23 protein-coding genes and 1 riboswitch are annotated in these 23,327 nt (G+C 66.3%); of the genes, 11 read left to right on the top strand and 12 right to left on the bottom strand.

Features of this window, described 5'->3' with window-relative positions; genetic code table 11:
- Nucleotides 1–12: 12 nt before the first annotated feature.
- On the top strand, nucleotides 13–819 hold the full coding sequence (locus tag A9976_RS04795; RefSeq protein WP_183018035.1) for a sulfite exporter TauE/SafE family protein: 807 nt from the start codon (nucleotides 13–15) through the stop codon (nucleotides 817–819).
- 9 nt (nucleotides 820–828) lie between these two features.
- On the opposite strand, the gene A9976_RS04790 is transcribed toward A9976_RS04795, so the two are convergent.
- Together A9976_RS04790 and A9976_RS04785 are read right to left on the bottom strand one after the other, a co-directional pair.
- On the bottom strand, nucleotides 829–1,020 hold the full coding sequence (locus A9976_RS04790; RefSeq protein WP_013802457.1) for a helix-turn-helix transcriptional regulator: 192 nt from the start codon (nucleotides 1,018–1,020) through the stop codon (nucleotides 829–831).
- Between the two features lie 627 nt (nucleotides 1,021–1,647).
- Nucleotides 1,648–2,037 carry a hypothetical protein gene (locus A9976_RS04785; RefSeq protein WP_017406629.1) on the bottom strand — a complete coding sequence of 130 codons (390 nt, stop codon included), beginning with the start codon at nucleotides 2,035–2,037 and terminating at the stop codon, nucleotides 1,648–1,650.
- A 95-nt stretch (nucleotides 2,038–2,132) separates the two neighbouring features.
- A riboswitch (cobalamin riboswitch) is annotated at nucleotides 2,133–2,360 on the top strand.
- Nucleotides 2,361–2,429: 69 nt separating this feature from the next.
- Here A9976_RS04785 and A9976_RS04780 point away from each other — a divergent pair.
- Nucleotides 2,430–4,334: a TonB-dependent receptor domain-containing protein gene (locus A9976_RS04780; RefSeq protein ID WP_183018034.1), complete on the top strand. Its 1,905-nt coding sequence runs from the start codon at nucleotides 2,430–2,432 to the stop codon at nucleotides 4,332–4,334.
- A 4-nt stretch (nucleotides 4,335–4,338) separates the two neighbouring features.
- Nucleotides 4,339–5,289 carry an ABC transporter substrate-binding protein gene (locus tag A9976_RS04775; protein WP_183018033.1) on the top strand — a complete coding sequence of 317 codons (951 nt, stop codon included), beginning with the start codon at nucleotides 4,339–4,341 and terminating at the stop codon, nucleotides 5,287–5,289.
- Between the two features lie 50 nt (nucleotides 5,290–5,339).
- Here the strand turns inward: A9976_RS04775 and A9976_RS04770 are convergent, their stop codons facing one another.
- Complete coding sequence (locus A9976_RS04770; RefSeq protein ID WP_012205554.1) at nucleotides 5,340–5,660, bottom strand: heavy metal-binding domain-containing protein; 321 nt, start codon at nucleotides 5,658–5,660, stop codon at nucleotides 5,340–5,342.
- Between the two features lie 68 nt (nucleotides 5,661–5,728).
- Nucleotides 5,729–6,205 carry a hypothetical protein gene (locus A9976_RS04765; RefSeq protein WP_183018032.1) on the bottom strand — a complete coding sequence of 159 codons (477 nt, stop codon included), beginning with the start codon at nucleotides 6,203–6,205 and terminating at the stop codon, nucleotides 5,729–5,731.
- Nucleotides 6,206–6,365: 160 nt separating this feature from the next.
- On the opposite strand from A9976_RS04765, the gene A9976_RS04760 reads away from it, so the two are divergent.
- The 3 genes from A9976_RS04760 to A9976_RS04750 all read left to right on the top strand — a co-directional run bounded on the left by A9976_RS04760 (nucleotide 6,366) and on the right by A9976_RS04750 (nucleotide 8,874).
- Entirely contained in the window at nucleotides 6,366–6,632 is a 267-nt protein-coding gene (locus A9976_RS04760) for a hypothetical protein (RefSeq protein ID WP_183018031.1), read from the top strand.
- 290 nt (nucleotides 6,633–6,922) lie between these two features.
- Complete coding sequence (locus tag A9976_RS04755) at nucleotides 6,923–7,264, top strand: H-NS family nucleoid-associated regulatory protein (RefSeq protein WP_183018030.1); 342 nt, start codon at nucleotides 6,923–6,925, stop codon at nucleotides 7,262–7,264.
- A 374-nt stretch (nucleotides 7,265–7,638) separates the two neighbouring features.
- Nucleotides 7,639–8,874: a GGDEF domain-containing protein gene (locus tag A9976_RS04750; protein ID WP_183018029.1), complete on the top strand. Its 1,236-nt coding sequence runs from the start codon at nucleotides 7,639–7,641 to the stop codon at nucleotides 8,872–8,874.
- 73 nt (nucleotides 8,875–8,947) lie between these two features.
- Here the strand turns inward: A9976_RS04750 and A9976_RS04745 are convergent, their stop codons facing one another.
- The 4 genes from A9976_RS04745 to A9976_RS04730 form a co-directional block, all read right to left on the bottom strand.
- Entirely contained in the window at nucleotides 8,948–9,316 is a 369-nt protein-coding gene (locus tag A9976_RS04745; RefSeq protein WP_183018028.1) for an antibiotic biosynthesis monooxygenase, read from the bottom strand.
- A gap of 94 nt (nucleotides 9,317–9,410) precedes the next feature.
- Nucleotides 9,411–10,115 carry a glutamine amidotransferase gene (locus tag A9976_RS04740; protein WP_183018027.1) on the bottom strand — a complete coding sequence of 235 codons (705 nt, stop codon included), beginning with the start codon at nucleotides 10,113–10,115 and terminating at the stop codon, nucleotides 9,411–9,413.
- A 51-nt stretch (nucleotides 10,116–10,166) separates the two neighbouring features.
- Nucleotides 10,167–11,246, bottom strand: coding sequence for a 2Fe-2S iron-sulfur cluster-binding protein (locus A9976_RS04735; RefSeq protein WP_183018026.1), 1,080 nt, complete (start codon nucleotides 11,244–11,246; stop codon nucleotides 10,167–10,169).
- Nucleotides 11,243–12,205: a diiron oxygenase gene (locus A9976_RS04730; RefSeq protein ID WP_183018025.1), complete on the bottom strand. Its 963-nt coding sequence runs from the start codon at nucleotides 12,203–12,205 to the stop codon at nucleotides 11,243–11,245. Before A9976_RS04730 ends, A9976_RS04735 begins: the two co-directional genes overlap by 4 nt.
- Nucleotides 12,206–12,695: 490 nt before the next feature.
- On the opposite strand from A9976_RS04730, the gene A9976_RS04725 reads away from it, so the two are divergent.
- On the top strand, nucleotides 12,696–13,976 hold the full coding sequence (locus A9976_RS04725; RefSeq protein WP_183018024.1) for a serine hydroxymethyltransferase: 1,281 nt from the start codon (nucleotides 12,696–12,698) through the stop codon (nucleotides 13,974–13,976).
- A gap of 30 nt (nucleotides 13,977–14,006) precedes the next feature.
- Here A9976_RS04725 and A9976_RS04720 read toward each other — a convergent pair whose 3' ends face one another.
- Nucleotides 14,007–15,530 carry a PLP-dependent aminotransferase family protein gene (locus A9976_RS04720; RefSeq protein ID WP_183018023.1) on the bottom strand — a complete coding sequence of 508 codons (1,524 nt, stop codon included), beginning with the start codon at nucleotides 15,528–15,530 and terminating at the stop codon, nucleotides 14,007–14,009.
- Nucleotides 15,531–15,721: 191 nt separating this feature from the next.
- On the opposite strand from A9976_RS04720, the gene A9976_RS04715 reads away from it, so the two are divergent.
- The 4 genes from A9976_RS04715 (at nucleotide 15,722) to glyA (ending at nucleotide 20,452) form a co-directional block, all read left to right on the top strand.
- On the top strand, nucleotides 15,722–16,978 hold the full coding sequence (locus A9976_RS04715) for a benzoate/H(+) symporter BenE family transporter (protein WP_183018022.1): 1,257 nt from the start codon (nucleotides 15,722–15,724) through the stop codon (nucleotides 16,976–16,978).
- 4 nt (nucleotides 16,979–16,982) lie between these two features.
- Nucleotides 16,983–17,834 (top strand): YggS family pyridoxal phosphate-dependent enzyme, encoded by an 852-nt coding sequence (locus A9976_RS04710; RefSeq protein ID WP_183018021.1) that lies wholly within the window; start codon nucleotides 16,983–16,985, stop codon nucleotides 17,832–17,834.
- A gap of 69 nt (nucleotides 17,835–17,903) precedes the next feature.
- On the top strand, nucleotides 17,904–19,130 hold the full coding sequence (locus A9976_RS04705; protein WP_183018020.1) for an aspartate aminotransferase family protein: 1,227 nt from the start codon (nucleotides 17,904–17,906) through the stop codon (nucleotides 19,128–19,130).
- A gap of 47 nt (nucleotides 19,131–19,177) precedes the next feature.
- Complete coding sequence (glyA, locus tag A9976_RS04700; protein WP_183018019.1) at nucleotides 19,178–20,452, top strand: serine hydroxymethyltransferase; 1,275 nt, start codon at nucleotides 19,178–19,180, stop codon at nucleotides 20,450–20,452.
- A gap of 92 nt (nucleotides 20,453–20,544) precedes the next feature.
- On the opposite strand, the gene A9976_RS04695 is transcribed toward glyA, so the two are convergent.
- The 3 genes from A9976_RS04695 to A9976_RS04685 form a co-directional block, all read right to left on the bottom strand.
- A complete protein-coding gene (locus A9976_RS04695) occupies nucleotides 20,545–21,597 on the bottom strand; it encodes a hypothetical protein (RefSeq protein ID WP_183018018.1) in 1,053 nt (350 codons plus the stop codon).
- On the bottom strand, nucleotides 21,594–22,067 hold the full coding sequence (locus tag A9976_RS04690; RefSeq protein ID WP_183018017.1) for a hypothetical protein: 474 nt from the start codon (nucleotides 22,065–22,067) through the stop codon (nucleotides 21,594–21,596). Before A9976_RS04690 ends, A9976_RS04695 begins: the two co-directional genes overlap by 4 nt.
- Nucleotides 22,068–22,215: 148 nt before the next feature.
- Nucleotides 22,216–23,259 (bottom strand): patatin-like phospholipase family protein, encoded by a 1,044-nt coding sequence (locus A9976_RS04685; RefSeq protein ID WP_183018016.1) that lies wholly within the window; start codon nucleotides 23,257–23,259, stop codon nucleotides 22,216–22,218.
- Nucleotides 23,260–23,327 lie beyond the last annotated feature (68 nt).

Below are 23,327 nucleotides of genomic sequence, written 5' to 3'. Positions count from 1 at the left end.
AAAGGACTGTCTGTGTTTCCTCTCCTGCTGCTGGCTTTCGGTGTGCTTGCCGGCGTGACCACCGTGCTCTTCGGCTTTGGCGGCGGCTTCGTGGCCGTTCCGCTGCTCTATGCGCTGCTGACCACCATCCACGGTGCGGACTCCGCCATTGGCCAGGCGGCCATGCACATTGCCGTGGCCACCTCCACCTGCGTGATGATTTTTGGCGCCTCCATGGCCACGCTGCGCCAGCATCGTGCGGGCGCCCTGCCGTGGGAGCAGGTGCGACCGCTGGCCGGCTTCATTGCGGTCGGCGCCGTGGCGGGCGCGGCGGCCGCCACCTGGCTCAACGGCGACTGGGTGCGCTGGGCCTTCATTGCCTACCTTGCGCTGACCATTGCCGACGCGGTGCTGCGCCCGGGCTTCGTGCACGGCACCACCGCCCAATTGCAGCCCATGGGCCGCAGGCCCGCCGCCATTGCAGGCCTGGCGATTGGTGCGATCGCGGCCTTCCTGGGCGTGGGCGGCAGCGTGATGACCGTGCCGCTGATGCGCCGGCGCGGCGCCAGCATGGTGGCCGCCACGGCCATGGCCAGCCCGCTGTCCCTGCCCATGGCCGTGGCGGGCACCGCTGCCTACATGCTGGCATCGCGGGGCGCGGGGCTGGGCCCCTGGCATGTGGGCTATGTGGACCTGCAGGCCTTTGCGCTGCTGACGGCCGGATCGTGGACGGGCATCAGGCTGGCGGCACCGCTGATCGGCCGCATTCCCGATGCCCTGCATGCCAAGGCCTACCTGGCCCTGCTGGGCCTGGTGCTGCTGGTCATGATCGTGGCCTGAGCGCTGCGCTCAACCCTCCTGGAAGATCGCCTCGATCCGGGTCTCGAACACCCGGGCGATGGCGAATGCCAACGGCAGGCTGGGGTCGTAGCGGCCCGTCTCGATCGCGTTCACGGTCTGGCGCGACACGCCCAGCAGGTCCGCCAGCGCAGCCTGGCTCCAGCCGCGCTCGGCGCGCAGTTCACGGATGGTGTTTTTCATCGCCGGGCCGCCCCAAGATGAAAAAGCACCCCCTTGGGGGGCAGCGGACCTTGCGCAGCAAGGGTAGCGTAGGGGTCATTTTTCATCGCCGGGCCGCCCCAAGATGAAAAAGCACCCCCTCGGGGGGCAGCGGACCTTGCGCAGCAAGGGTAGCGTAGGGGTCATTTTTCATCGCCGGGCCGCCCCAAGATGAAAAAGCACCCCCTCGGGGGGCAGCGGACCTTGCGCAGCAAGGGTAGCGTAGGGGTCATTTTTCATCGCCGGGCCGCCCCAAGATGAAAAAGCACCCCCTCGGGGGGCAGCGGACCTTGCGCAGCAAGGGTAGCGTAGGGGTCATTTTTCATCGCCGGGCCGCCCCAAGATGAAAAAGCACCCCCTCGGGGGGCAGCGGACCTTGCGCAGCAAGGGTAGCGTAGGGGTCATTTTTCATCGCCGGGCCGCCCCAAGATGAAAAAGCACCCCCTCGGGGGGCAGCGGACCTTGCGCAGCAAGGGTAGCGTAGGGGTCATTTTTCATCGCCGGGCCGCCCCAAGATGAAAAAGCACCCCCTCGGGGGGCAGCGGACCTTGCGCAGCAAGGGTAGCGTAGGGGTCATTTTTCATGGGAGGGCCACCTTGGCAGGCCGGCTCATCGGCTGCGCAGCCAGTGGGCCACCGAGGCAGCCACCCAGAGTGCACCCATCAAGGGCCACACCATGAACATGCTGAGCTTGGGAAAACCTGCCATTTCCAGGAATCCGTAGGTGAAGGTGAGGCCCGCCGTACCCGCCGCCGCAATCGCCAGTTGCTCCAGCATGGACTTGCGCAGGAATTCGTCGGTATCGCGCACCAGGCGCACGATGGCCCGCACGGCCAGCGCAAACGCCAGCATGGGGCTGAGCAGCAGCGCCGTGCGCAGGGCCCCGGCCTGCATGTCGGCGCTGAGCAAAAGCGCCCCCACAAGCAGCGCCATGTAGAGCAGCAGCGCAAATCCCAGCTCCTTCTGGTAGCGGCGGTTGGTGACCGTTGTTTGATTCATGGAAGTCTCTCGCAATGTGTAAAGGATGCTTGACATTCTGCGCCGCCATCCGCCGACATGTCAAGCAAGCTTTACATCCTCACTGAACGCCCCGCCGTACAATCGCCGCCGTTGGTGCCAGCAGCCCCAGGGGCTGCGGTTAAACGGGAAACATGGGGCGGCCAGATAAAAGCCGCCCGCGTGTACTGCCCCCGCAACAGTGAGTGAAACGCCGCGTGCATGCACCGGCCCCCGCCAAACCCGTGCCACTGGGCGTACAGCCCGGGAAGGCCTTGGCGAGTGCGTCACCAGTCTGGATACCGGCCAACAGGCGGCCGGCCGCGCATGCAGCGCAGCCGGTCTTTTTGGTTTCCGTGCCGGCGGGGTCGCTGGCGCGCAACTGGTCCGCATCCATGCACACCCTCGCCCTCGCGCGCGCCCCTGGCGCCGCTCTTCGCTCGCCCTCGGCGTTCCCCGTACTGCGCACGTTGTCCGCCCTGGCTGCGGCCTCGCTACTGGCCTGCCAGGCCCAAGCACAGGCACAACAGGCGCAGCGCGCACAGACCTCCCTGCTCGATACCGTGGTCGTCACCGCCTCGCGCAGCGAACAGTCCCTGCGCACCGTCACGGCCGACATGACCGTGATCGACGCCGAGACCATTGCCCGCAGCGGCGCCACCGGCGTGGCCGACCTGCTGGCGCAGGTGCCGGGCGTGCAGATCAACCGCAATGGCGGGCCGGGCCAGGTCACATCGGTCTACCTGCGCGGCACCAGCAACCAGCACACTGCCGTGTTCATCGACGGCGTGCGCTACAGCTCGCAGGAGTTGCAGGGCGGCGCGGTCTGGTCCACGCTGCCGCTGGCGCAGATAGAGCGCATCGAAGTGCTGCGCGGCCCGGCCGCCGCCATCTATGGCTCAGACGCCATGGGCGGCGTGATCCAGATCTTCACCAAGCGGGCGGACGGCCAGACCCGCGCCTATGCCGAGGCCGGCATAGGCAACCAGGGCAGCAGCAAGCTGGCCACGGGATTTCAGGGCGGGGCCAACGGCTTCACCTATGGGCTGAACCTGGCTGACGAGCGCAGCGACGGCTTTGACGTCTACCCCGGCAACACCTTCTCGCCCAACCCGGACAAGGATGGCTACAGCAACACCTCGCTGGGCCTGAACGCGGGCTACAAGACAGGCATCCACCAGATCGACGCCAGCCTGCTGCACAGCCGCCTGCGCACCCACTACGACCAGAGCCCGCCGCCGTTCGACGACTACGACGTCGTCAAGAACACCACCGGCAGCCTGCGCTGGCAGGCCGGCTGGAACGCCATTTACAAAAGCGTGGTCCAGATCTCCCATACCGACAGCCAAAGCGACCGCCACACCCAGTCGCCCGAAAGCGCCAAGGGCCGCTCCACCAACTACCTGCTGCAGAACCTGTTCACGCTGGGCCAGCACCGTTTCAACATCGACCTGGAGCGCCGCGAGGACAGGCTGGACACGCAATACGCCTGGACCCAGAACACCGACAGCCGGCGCGTGCAGAACTCCCTGTCGGCCGGCTGGCGCCTGACGGAGGGGCGCCACCAGTTCGACGCCAACCTGCGCCACGACCAGGTGCGCGACCAGCAGAACAAGACCACGGGCGGCCTGGGCTACGGCCTGCAGATCGACGAGCGCTGGCGCTGGGTGGCATCGGCCGGCACGGCCTTCAGAACCCCCACGCTGTACGAGCGCTTCACCGGCCAGGCAGCGGCCGACCTCAAGCCCGAAAGCAGCACCAACGTGGAAACGGGCCTGCACTATGCGGCCGGTGCCAACCGCCTCTCGGCCGTGGTCTACCGCAACAAGTTCAAGAACCTCATCACCTACGACTGGAACAGCGCCCTTCCCTGCAACTGCTACCGCAACTGGCAGAGCGTGGAGATCACCGGCCTGACGCTGGCGGGCAGCACGCGCCTGGGCAGCGCCAATCTGGGCGCCTCGCTGGACTTCATGAACCCCGAGAACCTGGAGACCGGCAAGCTGCTGCCCTACCGCTCCAAGCGCATGCTCAAGCTCAATGCCGACACCCAGGCGGTCGGCTGGACGCTGGGCGGCGAAGCCCAGCTGTACAGCGGCCGCTACGCAGACGAGGCGAATACCTTCAAGCTGGGCGGCTACGGCGTGGTCAACCTCTATGCCCAGCGCCAGCTGACAAGGCAATGGACGCTGCTGGCCCGTGTCAACAACATCGCCGACCGCGACTACGCCCCCACGCGCGGCTATGCCAACGCAGGCCGCACCGTGTTCGTCAGCGTGCGCTGGACACCTCTGCCTTGACCCCATGCCCCTGCTTTTGCCCCTGCTTTCGCGCCTGCCCCGCATCCTGCTGCTGACCGCCGCCCTGGCCTGCGCAGGCGGCGTGGGCAATGCCTTTGCGCAAAAGGCGGCGAATGCGGGAACAGGCGGGGCAACCGCCGCCTACACCGTCACCGACATGCGTGGGCGGCAGGTGCGCCTGGAGCGCGTGCCACAGCGCATCGTCTCGCTGCTGCCTTCGCTGACCGAATCGCTGTGCGCGCTGGAAGCCTGCGAGCGCATCGTGGGCGTGGACGAATTCTCCAACCACCCGGCGCGCGTGGCCGCCCTGCCCAAGCTGGGCCACACCTTTGCCCCGCTGGTGGAGGCCACCGTGCGGCTCAGGCCCGACGTGGTGCTGATGGCGTATTCCGCACCCGTCATCGCACAGCTGGAGCGCTTCGGCGTTCCCGTGCTGGCGCTGGATGCCAACGACATGGCGCAGCTGGAGCAGGTGCTGAACAAGCTCGACCAACTGCTGCAGGTGCAGCGCGCCAGCGCCTTGCTGGCGCGCATGCAGGCCGAGGTGGACCAGCAGGCCAGGGCGCTGGCTGCGCACGCGCCTGCCGGACAGAAGGTGTATTTCGAGGTGGACGCCACGCCTTACGCGGCGGGGCCGGACTCCTTCATCGGCCAGCTGCTGCAGCGCCTGGGCGCGCGCAACGTGCTGCCACCCAATCTGGGGCCCTTTCCGCGCATCACGCCCGAATACGTGCTGCGCCAGCAGCCAGAACTGATCATCCACACGCCGCAGACGCCATCGGCCAGCTTTGCCACCCGCCCCGGCTGGAGCCGCATCCCGGCCGTGCGCTCGGGCCGCATCTGCGCGTTGGACCTGGTCGAGACGGACGTGGTCTCCCGACCCGGCCCGCGCCTGGGCGAGGCCGCGCGGGCGCTGGGCCGCTGCCTGGGGATGCCGGGCGCAGCGCCGCGTTGACTTCCCAGGCCTCCCTGGCCAAATTTGGCCAATTTGGCCAATGGCCCTGCCTACTCCAGCACCACGGCCGTGCCGCTGGCGGACACCATCAACATGCCGTTGCCCTGGCCCAGCACTTCGTAATCCAGGTCCACCCCCACCACGGCATTGGCGCCCAGTTCCTGGGCGCGTTCCTCCAGCTCCTTGAGCGCAATCTCGCGCGCCCGCTGCAGCTCGCGCTCATAGGTGGCCGAGCGCCCGCCCACGATGTCGCGCAGCCCTGCGAACAGATCCTTGAACACATTGGCGCCCAAAATTGCCTCGCCCGCGACCACGCCGCAGTAGCGGGTGATGCGGCGGCCTTCGATCTGGGGGGTGGTGGTGATGATCATTGGAGCTCCTGGGTGTTGGTGATGGGAGTGCCGAGCTTTCGCCACTCGGCCCGACTAGCCGTGAACCGTCAAGAGGTTGTTTGGAGATTTGATCCTGCACACGGAGCGACTTGGTCGATGCTGCGGTCCAGCATGTGCCAGCTGCAATCTACTATCGCTGCCCGCGTCTGCTCAAGCCCCATCACTACCCGCCCTCTGGCCTTTCCGGATTTGATCGCTACCGGCAGCCGGCTCAACCAATGCCCGTTTGGCCCCAGGGACGTGCCGCGCAGGCTGGACAACTGACGCGATGTGGGCAAGGGTTTCATGGAAAGTACACGAATGCACTCATCGAGCTGGACTGCAGAGGAAAAGCGCAGTACATGCGCCCCGAACGCCACACAGAGAACGGCAAAGCCCTTGTGGGGAATGCGGGCAGGTGCCGAAGGCAGGTAACGGCTGGCGCGGCACCAGAGCCCGACCTCTTGCTCGGCATGCACCCAGTAGGCCATGGGTTCGGCACGCCAGTCCTCGACGAATTCGATCCAATGGCGGGGCGCTGGCACAGGCCATCTCCTTCAGAATTGTTCAAGAGGCGGATTGTGTCGCAAAGTACGGTGCCATTTGCCTTGATGCCCACCATCACGCCGGGCCGTAAATGGCCCGAGTGTTTTCATTCATAGCTCCGCGGCACACAGTCGCCAGTATTCATGGCAGGAACAACCCATGGTCACCGACGAGTCAAAAATCCTGGCCCAAGCCTTGTACGACATCCGGCTTCTCCTGAGCGGGTATCTGGGAAGCAACGTGGACGCAGATCCGAGCGTACGGATCGCTGCACACCTGGCCTATGCCCTGCACAACGATGCATTGGCCGTGTTGGAGGGCAATGGCTTCAAAGCCGAGGAAGCGCTGAAGCGTGTGGCGGCCCTGGACGGCCTTTTGGGAGGTGAGGTAGGCACGGAATTCGTGCGCAGCGTGAAATCCCGGTAGACCGGCTGCCTGCACAATGCATTCGGGCCACAGCCCTTCGCGGGCCACGGCTCTTCGTTGTGGCACATGGATTCTGACCAAAGCAGCCATAGCCGCACCGCTTTCCCACGCTCTTGCCGCGGCAGTGTCCAAACCACGCTTCGGGCCGCCGACATCCTGGCGCCCCACGGCAGGGCCGGGAGCCACAAGCCGTGCCATCACCCCCTCGTACCACGGCTCGCACGATCCGGCCAGCAAGCGCGGCCCACCCGATCGGCCCCATAATCTGGCTTCAAAATTTCACGACACCAATGACACAGCCCCTCAAAGAACTCCTTGCGGCCAAGGCCGCGCTGGACATGGAAATTGCCAAGGCCCGCACCTCGGCGGCCGACGCAGCCCTGTCCAAGGTCCAGAAGCTGGTGACCGATTTCGGGTTCACCATGCAGCAAGTGTTCCCCTACATCCCTGCAAAAACCAGCGCGCCGGCGAAGTATCGCGACGCGGCCACAGGCGCGACGTGGACAGGTCGGGGCAAGCCTCCGAACTGGATCAAGGACCAGGATCGCGAAGACTTCCTCATCGAATGCAAGCCCGAAGCGGCCCAAGGCCCGTTTCTCGCCGAAATGGCGGCAGCGGCAGCTCGCAACTGAAGGCCGGACCCGGACCATCACCTTCTTGCGTTGGCACCGCCCACAACGGCAGACAGGTGCTGTCAAGAACAAGCCCGCTGATCACTCAGCGGGCTTTTTTCAGGCTTGGCGCCAGCGAGGCGGCCACCCCGTCCATCTCTCCAAGATGCCCGTCCCGGCCATGCACGAGGGCCTGCCGGGCCTTCGCATTGCCGCAGATCAAGGCCGCGGGCAAGACACCGTGGCCACAAGAAGCGGAAAGTGACTAGACTTCCCGCCCATGCCGGTGCCGCAAAACAGCGCGCGTCTCGATCTGGCATGGTTGTTTCTGGCGACGCACGGCTGACCACGGCCGGGCAGCATCAGCAAGGTGCCTTTCCCTCACCACGGTTCCCATGGTTGCATCCATTCTTGTCGGCATGCTGTGCGCACACCTGCTGTGCTTTTCGGTCATGTTCCTGCTCATCAGCCAGCGCCTGCACGGCAACAGGATGGGGATGGATTTCTTCGCCGTGGGCAATCTGCTGCTGGGCTCGGCCTATGTGCTGCAGCTGATCGAGGGCAGCCCCGACTGGAGCGTGATGAGCGTGACCAACCACACGCTCACGTTGGCGGCGCCCATTGCCTACTGGCTGGGCGCCATGCGCTTTTTTGGGCAACAGGTTCCGCTGTGGCGCCCGCTGCTGGCGTTTTCCGTGGCCTATTGCCTGACCCAGTGCCTGGTGCAGTGGAGCGCCGGCCCCGCGGGACGCTACGCCTTGCTGGCGGCGATGGCGGCCGTGCTGTTCCTCGTCATGGCCTTGACCGCTCTGTATGGCGTGCGAACGTTCGCCAAGGACCTGTATGGGGAGATGATCTTCTTCGCGATTCTGATCGGTGGCATCTGCGTGCTGAACGCGATGAAGTTCCTGAAGATCGTCGACGGCGGCATGGAGGCCCTGCAGCTGGACAGCCGCTTCCATACCTTTTTCTACGTCTACATGTGCACCCTGGCCACGGTGCTGCCGCCCTCCATTGTCTGGCTTGTGCTGCGGCGCCTGACCGATGCCCTGCGCCATACGGCAGCGCGCGACCCCATGACGCATCTGCTCAATCGCCGGGGGCTTTCTGAAGCATTGCAGCTGTACTTCAACAACCGCAGTGCCAGGCCGGCCTGCCTGTTGCTGATGGACGTCGATCACTTCAAGCTGATCAACGATACGCACGGCCACCAGGCAGGGGACGAGGTGATCTGCCGCGTGGCAGACCTGCTGCGCACCACGGCGCGGCGTGGTGACTTGACAGGCCGCATTGGCGGCGAGGAGTTCGTGGCCGTTTGCCTGGAAACGGACGGCGATGGCGTCATGCAGCTGGCAGAGCGCCTGCGTGCAGGCATTGAAAGCCAGGCGATCAGGATTGCAGGCGCCGGTCCCGTGCTGCGCTGCACGGTCACCATCGGGATTTCTCCGCCTTTCCACGGCACGCATGGCCTGGAGGACGCGCTTCGCCAGGCCGATGCAGCGCTTTACCGAGGCAAGGCCGCCGGGCGCAATCGGGTTGAATGGGCCGTTGAACCGGGCAGCCCTGCACCGTCGGACTCCGGCGCCGCAGACTGTCTGCAGACATTGCCGGCGGCACAGCCCATGCATTGAAGGCACAAGGCACAGCGCACAAGGAACAGGCAGGCGCCCTCTTGGCGCCTGCCTTTTTTGCCTGATCAGCCGCTCAGGCGTGGCTGACCGGGCAGCTGCCTGCCTTGCCCATGATGCTGTCCGCAGGCGCCTGCACGCGGTCGTTCAGGCCGTAGTCGCGCAGCACCTGGGTGACGCGCACGCGGTAGTCCTTGAAGATCTTGTCGCGGCCCGCGCGCTGGGCGCTGAGGTGGGCTTCCACATTGCGCCACTGGACGACGGCCTCCTCGTCCCGCCAGGTGGTGACGGACATGACTTTTTCGGGGTTCAGCGTGCTCTGGAAGCACTCCACCGAGATGAACCCCTCCATGGGCTTGAGCATGGGGGTGAGCTTGTTGACCAGGTCCACATAGGTCTGGTTCTGGCCGGGCAAGGCCTGCAGTTCGAACAACACGACAACCATCTTCGACTCTCCTTTTTTCGGGAACAGAGGTTCCGGCGCCGCGCAGCGGCGGCTCCGGCGTGGGGGAAATGGGTGAATGGGCGGCGCCGCAGGTTCAGCGGCTGCGCTCCAGGTTGGTCAGCCAGGCGGCCAGCACATCGCGCGCGGCCAGGGCCAGCAGGCCGCCGTATTTCTGGGCATCGGCGCGCAGGGTGCGCGGGTCCACCTGGGCGACGCCAAGTTCGCAGGCATGGCCGACCAGCCAGCGCTCCAGCCGGGCTGCGTCGGCCTCCAGATGGAATTGCAGGCCCAGCACCTGCGTGCCCACAGCAAAGGCCTGGTTGGCGCCGATGGCGGTGCCAGCCAGGTGCACGGCGCCTTCGGGGATATCGAACTGGTCGCCATGCCAATGGAGCACGGGCACGCCATCCAGCCTGGCCAGGGGCGAGGCCAGGCCCGAGTCGGTGAGCGCCAGGGGCGAAAAGCCGATTTCCTTGACGCCCAGCGGATAGACCCTGGCGCCCAGCGCGCGCGCAATGAGCTGGGCGCCCAGGCAGATGCCCAGCAGCGGCTTGCCGCTGTCCAGCCAGCGGCGCACGGCCGCCAGTTCCTGGGCGACGAAGGGATAAAGCGCCTCGTCATGGGCACCTATGGGGCCGCCCAGCACGACCAGCAGGTCGGCACGGCCCAGGTCCAGGGTGTCAAGCTCGCCGATGCTGGGATCGACGTACTGCACTTCATAGCCGCGGCTGGCGAACTCGGCATGCAGGGTGCCCAGGTCTTCGAAGTGGATGTGGCGCAACGCGATGGCTTTTTTCATGGGAGGAACTCGGGTGGATGCAGGAAGGTGGCTTGGAACGTGCGGAGCCCGTCAGGCGCCGGGCTTGAGATCGACGTGGATATGGCCTGCCGAGGGGAAAGTGCAGCAGGCCAAGGCATAGCCGGCTTCCTTTTCCCTGTCGCTGAGGCAGAAGTCCGCCTCCAGCCGTGAACTGCCTCCCGTGATGCGGATGCGGCAGCTGCCGCAGATGCCGGCCCGGCACTGGCTGCGGATGGCAATGCCCACGCCCTCCAGGATTTCCAGCAGGCTTTTGCCGGACGCGGCTTCGACAATCTGCCCGCTGTGCGCGATCTGCAACTGGCATGCCTGCGCGGCGTCGCCTGCCGGGGCCGTGGATGCGACGGGCGGCGTGAAGGCCTCGATGTGCTGTATGGCACCGGGAAAGCAGGCCCGCGCATGCTCGCGAAAGGTCTGCGCAAAGGCGTGGCCGCCGCAGATGACAACCGCCTGGGGCTGGCCCAGCGCCAGCAGGGACTGCGGCGAGGGGCGGCCCGGTACGAAAGGGCCGTGGGCGGCGATGTCTTCGCGCGTGATGTGTATGCGCAGGTCGAACCAGGGCGCATGGGCGGCCAGGTGCTGCAGTTCCTGCAGGAACGGAATGTCGGCCACGCGCGCAAAGCACAGCAGCAGCGTGGTGCGGGGCACGCGCCGGCCCCGCTGGCGCAGCCGGTCCAGTTCGCGCAGCAGCGCCAGCGGCAGGGTCAGGCCGATGCCACCGGCCAGCATGACCAGGGAGTCCAGGCCCAGCACCAGGTCGGCCGTGATGTCGCCGGCCACATGGCCGAGCGGCAGCGTGGAACCTGCGCGCAGCACTGCATGCATGTGGTCTGAAACGCTGCCCCGGCCCGAGCTTTTGACGGCAATGTCGAACTGGCCGGCGCCGTCGTGCTCGCTGCAGGGCTCGTAGCGGGTGATGGAGTACAGCCGCTGCTGCACGGCGCCGCTGGCGTCGGCATGCTCGATGGATACATGCCGCCCCGGCCGCAGTCCGCCGAGGAACTGCGGCGAAGCGCCCTGCACGCGCAGGGTGTAGACCATGACGCCGCCCGCCTCTGCCCGCGCCGCGGCGCAGTACGCCACCGTGCCGCCTGCCTGGAGGGCGGCGCTCATGCCTGCATCTCCTCGAGGACCGAGGACACCAGCGCCACGCTGCCGCCAAGGTTGCGGCCCGCCAGGCCGATGCGGTCGATCAGGCTTTGCACCGAGTCGGTGTAGACGCCGATCTCGTTGCTGTCGCCCACGTCGTGCAGGATGTCGCGCGCATGCGGCATGCCGACCATGGTGAAGACGGTGGACCAGGCGCCCAGTTCGTTGTTGGCGAACATCTGCACGGTCTTGAGGATGATGGAGCGCAGGTAGCTGCGCTCGCGGTTGCTCAGGCCCTGGACGATGTCGGTGGCCACCGAGCTGAAGACGCTGGAGTGGCTCCATTCGTCCACTGCGTGGGTGCGGGTGACTTCATGGCAGATGGGCTGGATGCTGCGGTCCTCGGCCATGGTCTTGAGGTAGTCGGTGATCAGGGTCTCGCTGGCGCAGGCAATGGCGAAGCGCGCCAGGCGGCGCTCCCATTCGGCGCCGCACTGCGCCAGCACACCATCGCGCCAGCCGACGAGGTTGAAGTCGGAGAAGTCCAGGGGCTGCAGGCCGCGCATCTCGTAGATGTAGTTGCAGGCCATGACGGACATGCGGGTGTGCAAGGCCTCGTCCAGCAGGGCCTGGGACATGACGTCCTGCAGCAGCGCGCGGTTGGCGCCGGGCGGCGGGGTCTTGATGATGTCCTCGCAGGCCGGCGTGACCACGTTGCACTCGATGTAGATGGTCTTGAGGTTGTAGATGCCCCAGGCATAGGACAGGCATTGGTCCCTGAGGTGCTGCGGCGCCTCTGTCCATGCCTGGTGCTCGCGAAAAGGCAGCAGCGAGGCGGTGAAGTCCTGCCGGGCGGGGTCGAACGCCAGGCCGCAGTAATCAGGCAGGTCCTGGTTCACGGCCGCTCTTGACTTCCAGAGCAGGGACAGCTTCTTGAGTGCATCGCGCACGGGGTCATCCGTCCGAGAGATATCGAGATTCATTTTTCAACTCCGCGTGATTGAACTTGATTGATATGAGTCAAATCGCCCATTCCCTCCCTCCGCCTTCTCCATCTGCCGCAATCGCCAATTTCCAACTACCAATTGGCAATCGCTCCGCAAACGGCAGACACGTTGTCATGGATTTTCTTGATCCGTCATTATTTCGCCTTGAATGAATCATCCCGACTGAAGATTCCGGATGATTCCCTGCGATATTGAACCTCATGACTTCAACGTCTGGCGGCGAATTCTATGGAGGCATCATGGATTCAAACAGACCTATTTCCATGAATGAACCAGACCGCTTTTTTTCATGAATTACATTGGCATGCCACCTTGATTGGTCTGCCCGACTCCCAAAACATGGTCGGAATCAAGCCCGTCTCGCTCTATAGACTGCCGATAGCCGTTGCGCTGCCGTTTTCAAATCCCGAAAAACACGGGCAGCGCCAATTTTCCTGCTTTCAGCCCTCAAGACAGCCAATGCGACATGGACGATTTATCGCTCCCCAAAATCAATTCACTGGATCTTCAACAGGCAGACAGCGAGGCCTGGGATGCCATCGCGGCCGAGCGGATTCGCCAGTCGCGCTCGATTGAATTGATTGCCTCGGAAAATTTCGTGAGCCGCGCGGTGATGGAGGCGCAGGGCTCGGTGCTGACCAACAAATACGCCGAGGGCTATCCGGGCGTGCGCTACTACGGCGGCTGCGCCAATGCCGATGCCGTGGAAAACCTGGCCATTGCGCGTGCCAAGGCGCTGTTCGGCTGCGCGCACGCCAACGTGCAGCCGCACTCGGGCAGCCAGGCCAACCAGGGCGTGTACCTGGCGTTCCTGGAGCCCGGCGACAAGATCATGGGGCTGGACCTGCGCTCGGGCGGGCACCTGACGCACGGCTCCCGCGTGAGCGTGTCGGGCAAGTGGTTCCAGTCCATCAGCTACGAGGTGGACGCCCACTCCCAGCGCATCGACATGGACCAGGTGCGGCGCATTGCGCTGAAGGAGCGGCCCAGGCTCATCATTGCGGGGGGCTCGGCCTATTCGCGGCAGATGGACTGGGCCGAGTTCCGGCGCATTGCCGACCAGGTGGGCGCCATCTTCATGGCCGACATCGCGCACGTGGCGGGGCTGGTGGCCGCAGGCGTGTTCCCCTCGCCCGTGGAGCATGCCCATGTGACCACGACCACCACCCACAAGACGCTGCGCGGGCCGCGCGGCGGCATGATTCTCTCGGCCGACGCCGAGATCGCCAGGCGCATAGACGCCGCCGTGTTTCCGGGCCTGCAGTCCGGGCCGCTGATGCATGTGGTGGCGGCCAAGGCGGTGGCGCTGGGCGAGGCGCTCAAGCCCGCCTTTCGCACCTATGCGCGGGCCGTGGTGGACAACGCCCGCGTGCTGTGCGACCGGCTGTCGCAGGGCGGGCTGTCCGTGGTGTCCGCAGGCACGGACTGCCATCTGGGCGTGATCGACCTGCGCCCCTGGGAGCTGACGGGCAAGGCCGCGGAAACGGCGCTGGAGCAGATCGGCATCACGGTCAACAAGAACGCCGTGCCCGGCGATGGCGCGCGGCCGCTGGTGACCTCGGGCATCCGCGTGGGCAGCGCAGCCTGCACCACGCGCGGCATGGGGGCCGACGAGTTCCGCGAGATCGGCGACATGATTCTTGCCACGCTGGGCGGCATACGCAGCGGCACCATGAACGCGCGCACGCTCAAGTCCATCCACGAAGGCGTGTCCGACCTGACCGGGCGCTTTCCCCTGCCCTACTGAGGCATGCGGCGTCCAGCTTCTCCCAACCTGTCAGGTTTTTCGCAGCGCGTTGGCCAGGCGCAGCACGGCGGCCTCGATCTCGTAGGCCGTGAGCGAGGCATAGCCCAGCAGCCAGCCCGACTGCCGCTGCTCGCCCGCGTACAGGCGGCTGAGCCCCTGCAGCAGCACGCCGGCAGCGGCAGCGCGGCGGATGGTGTCCTCCTCGGACCAGCCGGGCTCCAGCAGGCAGGGCACCTGCATGCCGCCCTGGGGCCGTGGCGCGGTGACGATGCCGGCCAGGTGCCTGCCTATGGATTCGAGGATGACCTCGCGCCGCCCAGCGTACAGCTTGCGCATGGCCCGCACGTGGGAGTTGTAGTGGCCGTCTTCCATGAAGCGCGCCAGCGTCAGCTGCTGGATCTGGGGCGTGTGCCCGTCCATGATGCTGCGCGCCTGGACAAAGGCGCGCACCAGTTCCTGCGGCAAGGCCATGTAGCCCATGCGCAGGCCCGGGTACAGGGTCTTGCCGAAGGTGCCGATGTAGATGGTGCGCGCATGCTTGTCCAGGCCTTGCACGCAGGCGGTGGGCATGCCGTCGTAGTGGAATTCGCTGTCGTAGTCGTCCTCGATGATCCAGCGCCCGCTTTCGGCTGCCCAGCGGATCAGGTCCAGCCGCCGCTCCAGCTGCATGGTGACGCCCGTGGGGTACTGGTGCGATGGCGTGACATAGACACAGGTGGCGCCGCTGCGGTCGGCGTGCAGCAGGTCGGTGCGAATGCCTTGCGCGTCCACGTCGATGGGCAGGACCTTGGCCTCCGCCGACTCGAAGGCCTTGCGGGCACCAAAGTAGCCCGGGTTCTCCAGAAGTATGGGTCGGCCCGCATCCACCAGCAGCTGTGCGCACAGGAACAGCGCCTGCCGCGTGCTGCTGAGCACAACGATCTGCCCGGCGTCCACCTTGGCGCCGCGCTCCAGGTTGAGGTAGGTGGCAATGGCCTTGCGCAGCGGCTCGGCGCCCTGCGGGTCGCCGTGCAGCAGGACGCTGGCACGGTAGTCCTTGAGCGCCTGGCGCTGCAGCCGCTCCCAGACATCGGTGGGAAAGGTACGCGTCTCGGGCAGGCCGGTGGCAAAGGCCCGGATGGTCTGCTGGTCGGTGATGCCGCCGCCATCGACGATGGCCTGGCCGCGCCGGCTCAGGCCCGCGCCGGCCCTGGTGGCGCCGGCTGCGCCGACCGCAAAGGTGCTGCGCTCTTGCTCGGGCGACCGGCCGCGCCGCGCCGCCCGGCCTCGCAGCTCGGTGCCGATGGTCTCGGAGACATAGCTGCCCGAACCCTGGCGCCGCACGATGAAGCCGTCGCGGTGCAGCTGGGTGTAGGCGTTCTCCACCGTGTCGCGGGCAATGCCCAGCGAGTCGGCCAGCGAGCGCGTGGCCGGCAGCTTCAGGCCAGGCAGCAGCGCGCCGTCCAGGATGAGCGCACGCATGGCGCGCTGCACCCGCTGGTGCAGATCCAGCTGGCGCAGGTCGGCATCTCCCATGCGGATCTTCAGGGTCTCAAGCTCGAAGGTCTTGCTCATGCGGTCTGCTGCCTTTCATCTCAATGCACCTCTTTGGCAGGCCATTGTACTGACGCAACTGCTGTGGACCCATTGCAAAGTGGTCTGAAACAAGAAGATGAAGTGTACGGATCATTCAGTCCACTTCAGCGCTCAAATACCTCTTTCCCCAGACAGCCAGGAATCCAACCCCCAAGGAAAACGAGAAGACCATGCCTTCATCAGACACACACTCACCCCTTCGCTTCAGCGACCTCGTCCACCCCGTGGTGGCCGGACTGATCTCGGTCATCGTCAACTACGGCGGCACCTTCATCCTGGTGTTCCAGGCAGCCAAGGTGGCCGGCCTGAGCCCGGAACTCACGGCTTCGTGGGTGTGGTCGATTTCGATTGGCGTGGGCGTCACGGGCCTGGTGCTCAGCTGGCTCTCGCGCGAGCCCATCATCACGGCCTGGTCCACGCCGGCCGCCGCCTTCCTGGTGACGGCGCTGGCCACCACGCCGTATGCCGAGGCCGTGGGCGCCTATGTGGTGTCGGCCGCGGCCTTCGTGCTGCTGGGACTGTCGGGCTGGTTCGAGCGCGTGATCCGGCTGATTCCACCGGGCGTGGCCTCGGGCCTGCTGGCGGGCATCCTGCTGCAGTTCGGCATCAAGGCCTTTGGCGGCATGAGCGTGGACCCGCTGCTGGCCGGCCTGCTGATCGTGGCCTATGTGCTGCTCAAGCGGCTGACGGCACGCTATGCGGTGGTCGGCATCCTGGCGCTGGGCCTGGCGTTCCTGCTGGCGCAGGACCGTGTGGACCTGTCCGGGCTGCAGCTGCGCTTTGCCGCGCCCGTGTTCACGCGGCCGGAATTCACGCTCAACGCCCTGCTGAGCGTGGCTCTGCCGCTGTTCCTGATCACGCTGACCGGCCAGTACATGCCCGGCATGCTGGTGCTGCGCAACGACGGCTTCAAGACCAGCGCCAACCCCATCGTCACGCTGACGGGCCTGGGCTCGCTGCTGATGGCGCCGTTCGGCTCGCACGCCTTCAACATCGCCGCCATCACGGCCGCCATCTGCACGGGCAAGGAGGCGCATGAAGAGCCGTCCAGGCGCTGGATCGCGGGCATCGCTGCGGGCGTGTTCTACATCCTGGTGGGCGTGTTCGGCGTCACGCTGGCGGCCGTGTTCATGGCGTTTCCCGCCACCTTCATCACCACGCTGGCGGGCCTGGCGCTGCTGGGCACCATCGGCGGCAGCCTGGCCAATGCGCTGGCCGACGCCAAAACCCGCGAGGCCTCGCTGATCACCTTCCTGGCCGCCGCAGCCAACATTTCCATGCTGGGCATAGGCGGCGCCTTCTGGGGCCTGGTCATCGGCCTGGTGGCCCATGCCGTGCTCAACGGCCAGTGGCCGCGCCGGGCCGCCCGCAGCGAGGCGGGCACCGGCAATGTGCCCGCCGCCGATGCCGCCATCAAAAGGAGCTGAAACCATGCTTGCGACACAAGACACCACCGGCGGCACCGCCCAAGCCGCCGACACCCTGACCCGCCACGACCAGCACGGCCGCTACCCCCAGGCCGAGACGGTGGACGATTTCCGGCACAACCTGGCCACCGTGCAGGCGCGCATGGCCGCGGCGTGCCGCCGCGCGGGGCGCGAGCCGGCCAGCGTGCGCCTGCTGCCCGTGAGCAAGACCAAGCCCGAGTCCAGCCTGCGCCTGGCCCATGCGGCGGGCTGCAGCATGCTGGGCGAGAACAAGGTCCAGGAAGCCTTCGGCAAATGGGAGGCCATGCAGGACCTGGCCGATCTGCAGTGGTCCGTCATCGGCCACCTGCAGACCAACAAGGCCAGGCTGGTGGCGCGCTTTGCCAGCGAGTTCCAGGCGCTGGACAACCTGCGCGTGGCCGAGGCGCTGGACCGCCGCCTGCAGGCCGAAGGCCGGGCGCTGGACGTGTTCGTGCAGGTCAACACCTCGGGCGAGGCCAGCAAGTACGGCCTGCCGCCCGACGAGGTGCAGGGATTTGTCCAGGCCCTGCCCGCCTTCAGTGCGCTGCGCGTGCGCGGCCTGATGACGCTGGCCCTGTTCTCCAGCGAGGCCGAGCGCGTGCGCCAATGCTTCGTGCTGCTGCGCCGCCTGCGCGACCAGCTGCGCCAGGGCGCGCCGGCGGGCATCTCGCTGGATGAACTGTCCATGGGCATGTCCGGCGATTTCGAGATCGCCATCGAGGAAGGCGCCACCGTGGTACGCGTGGGCCAGGCCATCTTCGGCGCCCGCGCCCAGCCGGACAGCTTCTACTGGCCCGCCGGCGGCCCCGATCCCGCGGCCCAGGCACTGCCCTGAACGCGCCCCCTCGCCACCCTTTTCGATTCCACCCTGACCCCGCTTGAGGACCTTGACATGCAAAAAGCCATGCAACCCCTTGATTCCCGCCTGATGAAGGCCTATGCCCGCCAGCCCGTCTCCTTCGTTCGTGGTCGTGGAGCCCGGCTGTGGGACGAGCACGGCACCGAATACCTGGACGCCATTGCCGGCGTGGCCGTGACCGGCCTGGGCCACGCCCATCCGGAGATCGCTGCCGTGATCGCCGAGCAGGCCGGCCTGCTGCTGCACACCTCCAACGTGTTCCGCATCGACTGGCAGGAACGCCTGGGCCAGCGCCTGTGCGCCCTGGCCGGCATGGAGACGGCCTTCTTCTGCAACTCCGGCGCCGAGGCCAACGAGGCCGCGCTCAAGCTGGCGCGCCTGCATGGCCACCGCAGGCAGGTGGCGCGGCCGCAGATCCTGGTGATGGACAACGGCTTTCACGGCCGCACGCTGGCCACGCTGTCGGCCACGGGCAACCCGGCCAAGCAGCGCGGCTTCGAGCCGCTGATGCCGGGCTTCGTGCGCGTGCCCTATGACGACATCGGGGCCGTGCACCACGCCGCCGCCCAGCATGGCGACATCGTGGCCGTGCTGATCGAGCCCGTGCAGGGCGAAGGCGGCATCCGCCTGGCCAGCCCCGACTACCTGCGCCAGCTGCGCAGCCTGTGCGACCAGCACGGCTGGCTGCTGATGCTGGACGAGATCCAGACCGGCCTGGGACGCACCGGAGCCTGGTTCGGCCACCAGCATGCGGACATCGCCCCCGATGTGATGACCCTGGCCAAGGCCCTGGGCAACGGCATTCCGATCGGCGCCTGCCTGGCGCGCGGGCCTGCGGCCGACCTGATCTCGCCCGGCCAGCATGGATCGACCTTTGGCGGCAACCCGCTGGCCTGCCGCGTGGGCTGCACCGTGCTGGACATCATGGAACGCGAGGACATCCCCGGCCGAGCCAGGCGCCTGGGCCGACGCCTGCTCAACGGCCTGCAACAGGCCCTGCACGGCCACCCCGACGTGCTGGCCGTGCGCGGCCAGGGCCTGATGGTGGGCATCGAGCTGAACCGCAACTGCCAGGAGCTGGTGGGCCGCGCGCTGGCCCGGCAGCGCCTGCTGATCACGGTGACGCGCGAATCCACCATCCGCCTGCTGCCGCCGCTGATATGCGACGAGAGCCAGATCGACGACATCGTCGCCCGCGTGGCCTGCCTGCTGAAACCGGCCAGCGCGGCGCAACCAGGCGCGCCCGCCGCAGGCCAGCTGGCGGCTGCATGACCATCGCTCCCCCACAGCCCTTGCCCCGACACAGGAACCATTCACCCATGTACGACGCATCCCTGACCCTGGCCGACTTCGACCCGCAGCTGGCCAAGGCCATCCAGAGCGAGAAACGCCGCCAGGAAGACCATGTGGAGCTCATCGCCTCCGAAAACTACGCCAGCCCCCTGGTGATGGCGGTGCAGAACTCGGTCTTCACCAACAAGTACGCCGAGGGCTACCCCGGCAAGCGCTACTACAGCGGCTGCGAGAACGTGGACGTGGCCGAGCGCCTGGCCGTGGAACGCGCCATGGCGCTGTTCGACTGCGACTACGCCAACGTGCAGCCCCATGCCGGCGCCCAGGCCAATGCCGCCGTGTTCCTGGCGCTGGCCCAGCCCGGAGACACCGTCATGGGCATGAACCTGGCCCAGGGCGGCCACCTGACGCATGGCAACCCGTCCAATTTCTCGGGCCGCCACTACCGCATCGTTCCCTACGGGCTGGACCCCGCCACGGGCCTGATCGACTACGACGAGATGGAGCGCATCGCCCTGGAGCACCGGCCCCGCATGCTCATCGGCGGCTTCTCCGCCTACTCGCGCCACAAGGACTGGGCCCGCATGCGCGCCATTGCCGACAAGGTGGGCGCAGTGTTCTGGGTGGACATGGCCCATGTGGCGGGCCTGGTCGCGGCGGGCGAGTACCCCAGCCCCTTGCCCCATGCGCATGTGGTCACCAGCACCACGCACAAGACGCTGCGCGGCCCGCGCGGCGGCCTGATCCTGTCCAAGGGACAGGACGAAACCTTCAACCGCCGCCTGAGCTCGGCCGTGTTCCCCGGCGTGCAGGGCGGGCCGCTCATGCATGTGATCGCCGCCAAGGCCGTCGCCTTCAAGGAGGCGCTGCAGCCCGGGTTCAAGGCCTACCAGCGCCAGGTGCTGGCCAACGCCCGCGCCATGGCCGCCGTGATACAGCAGCGCGGCTACCGCATCGTCTCGGGAGGCACGGACAACCACCTGATGCTGATCGACCTGTCCGACCGCAGCTACACCGGCAAGGATGCCGACGCCGCGCTCAGCGAGGCGCACATCACCACCAACAAGAACACCGTGCCCAACGACCCTCGCTCGCCCTTCGTGACCTCGGGCCTGCGCATAGGCACGCCCGCCGTCACCACGCGCGGCTTCGGCCAGGCGCAGTGCGAACAGCTGGCCGGCTGGCTCTGCGATGTGCTGGATGCGCTGGACGCGCAGGAAGGCGCCCGCTTTGCCAAGGTGGCGGCGCGGGTCAGGGAGCAGGTGACGGAGCTGTGCCGGCGGTATCCGGTGTACGGATGAACCACGGACATGAATCACTCTCGGCACAGACAACAGCGCAGGGACTCCAAGCTACGTCCAGGCAAGAGGTAGAACCGCGGCAAGGACAGCAACTACCGGGAAAGGCGGTTTTTGATGTTGTCCACGCCTGCTTTACCCAGCGCAAGTGATCGTCTTGCCGCCTCCTTCAACTGCGCGGGTTCTGGCAAAACCTGGCTGGCCAACGTACCCACTCGCAGGGCAGATTGCCGGACCTGGCTCATTGTCGAGTCGGCAGCATCGCGCAATTCCTCCATGCTGGGCAAATTCCTGCCGGCCTCCCTCAGCGTACCGCCGACGCCGTCGGCCATTTGTGCAGCCCGGAGGCGCGCCTGGGCCCACGCTTTGGACATACCCCCCTCCGGAACTTGCGAAAGCGTGGCAATGCAGGCATCCAGCATCGTGTGCTCAGACTCTGAAAGTGGTTTGCCTGTCTCTAGCAGAGACCTCAGAAAGTCACCCAGATCGGCAGCTATCGCCAAATGATTGCAGTCCGGGTTGGCGTGGAGAAAGGCGGCAAGCTCTTGGGCAACGTCCTGTGGCTGACCCTGTCCAAGTTGGCTTTCCAGCAGCGGGACGGCCTGACCGACGAAATTCGGATCAAACCCCCACTCTCCCACCAAATGCTCCACCAGCATGCTGCGCTGTTCCTGGTCGATTTTTCCGTCGACAGCGGCAATTCGCAGGGCAAGCGGTGCAATCAGGTCGAACAACGACAAGGCAAGCACATCGAGAGGCGTATTCAGGAATTTGGGGATCTCAATGACCCGAGATCCACGGCTGTTGGCAAACATGCGATAGAGCCCATAGCAAGCTCCTCCCGAGGCCAATGCAGCAAAAGCGACCCATCCCAGCGGTGTGGCAGCGGTTCCAATGCCGATTGCGCCCAATAGGCCTGATGGCGCAAAGAATGTTGAAGCCACCAGACTCGACTTGGCGACTGCCGCGCCAGTTCCAGCAGCCCCCAGAACATCCCACAACTCACGACCCCGGTTGACCATCCGCAAAGAACGATAGGCGTTCTCTCCAATCGCCAACTTTGCCTTGAATCGCAGCGGCTCGGCAACGACCTGCTCCACGCCGCCCAGAGTGAACTTTTCGCTGGAAATTTCGTGGATCTGATTCATGCCAGCGCCGCTTTGAATTGCGCAACAAACAGGCGAATCCTGTGTTGCAGATCTGGAGAGTCCATCTCTTTCTTGGCTCCGTAGGCAATGCCCAATGCAATCGCCAGCGGGCTCAACACCGCTCCAAGCAATGTTCCTATCAGCGGTACTGCGCTCAACAATGCACCGACCACCAAGGCAACCGCTGTGGCGAATGCCAAGGTGGGGAACTGGTCCAGCGTCAGAAAAATGAGATCGAGAATCTTCCGCCCGATGCGCACCAGCCGGCGTCCGACCTGCGATGACAAGCGCAGCAGATTGGCCAGGATGGCCTTCGCATCAGCGGAAACGTTCAAACCCTCGATTTTTTGAAGCAAGGCGCGTTCAGTGCGATTGGTGTTCTGAAAGAACTTCGCCTCATTGGGTATTGCACTCTTGTCGTGATCAGCAGGTTCGCTGTTCGACTGGATCGCTGGCGGCACAATTTCCATGGCGGCTTGTATCAGTGAAGAAAGGACACGGACCGAAAACCTGCATTATGTCGTCACACATGGCCGCGACCCGCACGGCTTCACCCGTCGAAGCCCTTTCTTTTCACCCGTCATGGCACCGGCATGCCCCGCACTGCCTTGAACCCTGTCAAGGACTGGCGCAGGCGCCGTCCATCCCCGCCATCTCCGCCAGCTTCTGCATGCGCGAGCGCTGGTCCAGGCAGGCCTGGTGCTGGGCTTCGGCCGCCTTTTGCTGCGCCAGCTTCGCGGCCTTGGCACGCTCGGCCTGCAACTGGGCGATGCGCTCGCGGATCTGGGGCATGGCGGCCACGGCGGCCTTTTCGCCCTCAAGAATGGCGCTGGCGCGCTGGGTGAAGTCGGCCGGGCCGATGTCCAGCACCTTAGGGCGGATGGTGATGTCGGCGCGGGCCAGCTCGGCCTGGCCCAGCTTCTGGCCCATGATGGCAATGGACTGGCCCAGCGCGCCCAGCATGTTCTCGGGCGCCTTGCCGCGCGCCTTGTTGGAGATGTCCACGGCAATCACCAGGTCGGCGCCCAGCTGGCGCGCGGCGTCCACGGGCACGGGGCTGGTGATGCCGCCATCGACGAAGTGGAATTTGCCGATGGCCACGGGCTGGAACACACCCGGAATGCTGCTGGAGGCACGCACCGCCTGCCCCGTATTGCCGCGCGCAAACACGGTGCGCTCGCCATCTTCCAGCCGCGTGGACACGGCCACGAAGGGCTTGGCCAGCTGCTCCAGCGGCTTGCGGCCCACCTGTTCGTTCACATAGTCTTCCAGCTTCTGCCCCACCAGCAGGCCGCCCGAGGACAGCTGCAGGTCGCGGATCCTGGTTTCATCCAGCGCCACGGCCTTTTCCTGCAGCTCGAAGGCGTTCATGCCGCTCGCATACAGCGCCCCCACCACGCTTCCCGCGCTGGTGCCGGACACCACCGCGGGCGCAAGGCCATTGGCTTCCAGCATCTTGATGACGCCGATATGGGCAAAGCCCTTCACGGCCCCGCCGCCCAGGGCCAGACCGATCCTGATGGGCGCCACGGGCGTGCCCGGCGCGGTGGGCGTGGACTCGGGCGTGGCCGCCGAGGGGCTGGGCGGGTTGCTGCCGCAAGCGGCCAGCCCCCCCGCCAGGCTCAGGTACACCAGTGGACGCAAAAGGGCTTTCAGGCGCATGCCAGGGATCCTGCTGTCGGATGACGAGATTCGGGGCGGGCAGTATAGCGGCAGGGGCCTGACCGCCG

This window comes from Delftia sp. UME58 (assembly GCF_014170385.1).
Classification (GTDB): domain Bacteria; phylum Pseudomonadota; class Gammaproteobacteria; order Burkholderiales; family Burkholderiaceae_C; genus Comamonas; species Comamonas acidovorans.
This window is presented reverse-complemented; position numbering and strand designations above follow the sequence as displayed.

Bases quoted from the DNA above. Each gene is read 5' to 3' on its own strand.
- A9976_RS04790 (WP_013802457.1), bottom strand. From the start codon at position 1,020: ATGAAAAACACCATCCGTGAACTGCGCGCCGAGCGCGGCTGGAGCCAG.
- A9976_RS04785 (WP_017406629.1), bottom strand. From the start codon at position 2,037: ATGAATCAAACAACGGTCACCAACCGCCGCTACCAGAAGGAGCTGGGA.
- A9976_RS04780 (WP_183018034.1), top strand. From the start codon at position 2,430: ATGCACACCCTCGCCCTCGCGCGCGCCCCTGGCGCCGCTCTTCGCTCG.
- A9976_RS04775 (WP_183018033.1), top strand. From the start codon at position 4,339: ATGCCCCTGCTTTTGCCCCTGCTTTCGCGCCTGCCCCGCATCCTGCTG.
- A9976_RS04770 (WP_012205554.1), bottom strand. From the start codon at position 5,660: ATGATCATCACCACCACCCCCCAGATCGAAGGCCGCCGCATCACCCGC.
- A9976_RS04760 (WP_183018031.1), top strand. From the start codon at position 6,366: ATGGTCACCGACGAGTCAAAAATCCTGGCCCAAGCCTTGTACGACATC.
- A9976_RS04755 (WP_183018030.1), top strand. From the start codon at position 6,923: ATGACACAGCCCCTCAAAGAACTCCTTGCGGCCAAGGCCGCGCTGGAC.
- A9976_RS04750 (WP_183018029.1), top strand. From the start codon at position 7,639: ATGGTTGCATCCATTCTTGTCGGCATGCTGTGCGCACACCTGCTGTGC.
- A9976_RS04745 (WP_183018028.1), bottom strand. From the start codon at position 9,316: ATGGTTGTCGTGTTGTTCGAACTGCAGGCCTTGCCCGGCCAGAACCAG.
- A9976_RS04740 (WP_183018027.1), bottom strand. From the start codon at position 10,115: ATGAAAAAAGCCATCGCGTTGCGCCACATCCACTTCGAAGACCTGGGC.
- A9976_RS04735 (WP_183018026.1), bottom strand. From the start codon at position 11,246: ATGAGCGCCGCCCTCCAGGCAGGCGGCACGGTGGCGTACTGCGCCGCG.
- A9976_RS04730 (WP_183018025.1), bottom strand. From the start codon at position 12,205: ATGAATCTCGATATCTCTCGGACGGATGACCCCGTGCGCGATGCACTC.
- A9976_RS04725 (WP_183018024.1), top strand. From the start codon at position 12,696: ATGGACGATTTATCGCTCCCCAAAATCAATTCACTGGATCTTCAACAG.
- A9976_RS04720 (WP_183018023.1), bottom strand. From the start codon at position 15,530: ATGAGCAAGACCTTCGAGCTTGAGACCCTGAAGATCCGCATGGGAGAT.
- A9976_RS04715 (WP_183018022.1), top strand. From the start codon at position 15,722: ATGCCTTCATCAGACACACACTCACCCCTTCGCTTCAGCGACCTCGTC.
- A9976_RS04710 (WP_183018021.1), top strand. From the start codon at position 16,983: ATGCTTGCGACACAAGACACCACCGGCGGCACCGCCCAAGCCGCCGAC.
- A9976_RS04705 (WP_183018020.1), top strand. From the start codon at position 17,904: ATGCAACCCCTTGATTCCCGCCTGATGAAGGCCTATGCCCGCCAGCCC.
- glyA (WP_183018019.1), top strand. From the start codon at position 19,178: ATGTACGACGCATCCCTGACCCTGGCCGACTTCGACCCGCAGCTGGCC.
- A9976_RS04695 (WP_183018018.1), bottom strand. From the start codon at position 21,597: ATGAATCAGATCCACGAAATTTCCAGCGAAAAGTTCACTCTGGGCGGC.
- A9976_RS04690 (WP_183018017.1), bottom strand. From the start codon at position 22,067: ATGGAAATTGTGCCGCCAGCGATCCAGTCGAACAGCGAACCTGCTGAT.
- A9976_RS04685 (WP_183018016.1), bottom strand. From the start codon at position 23,259: ATGCGCCTGAAAGCCCTTTTGCGTCCACTGGTGTACCTGAGCCTGGCG.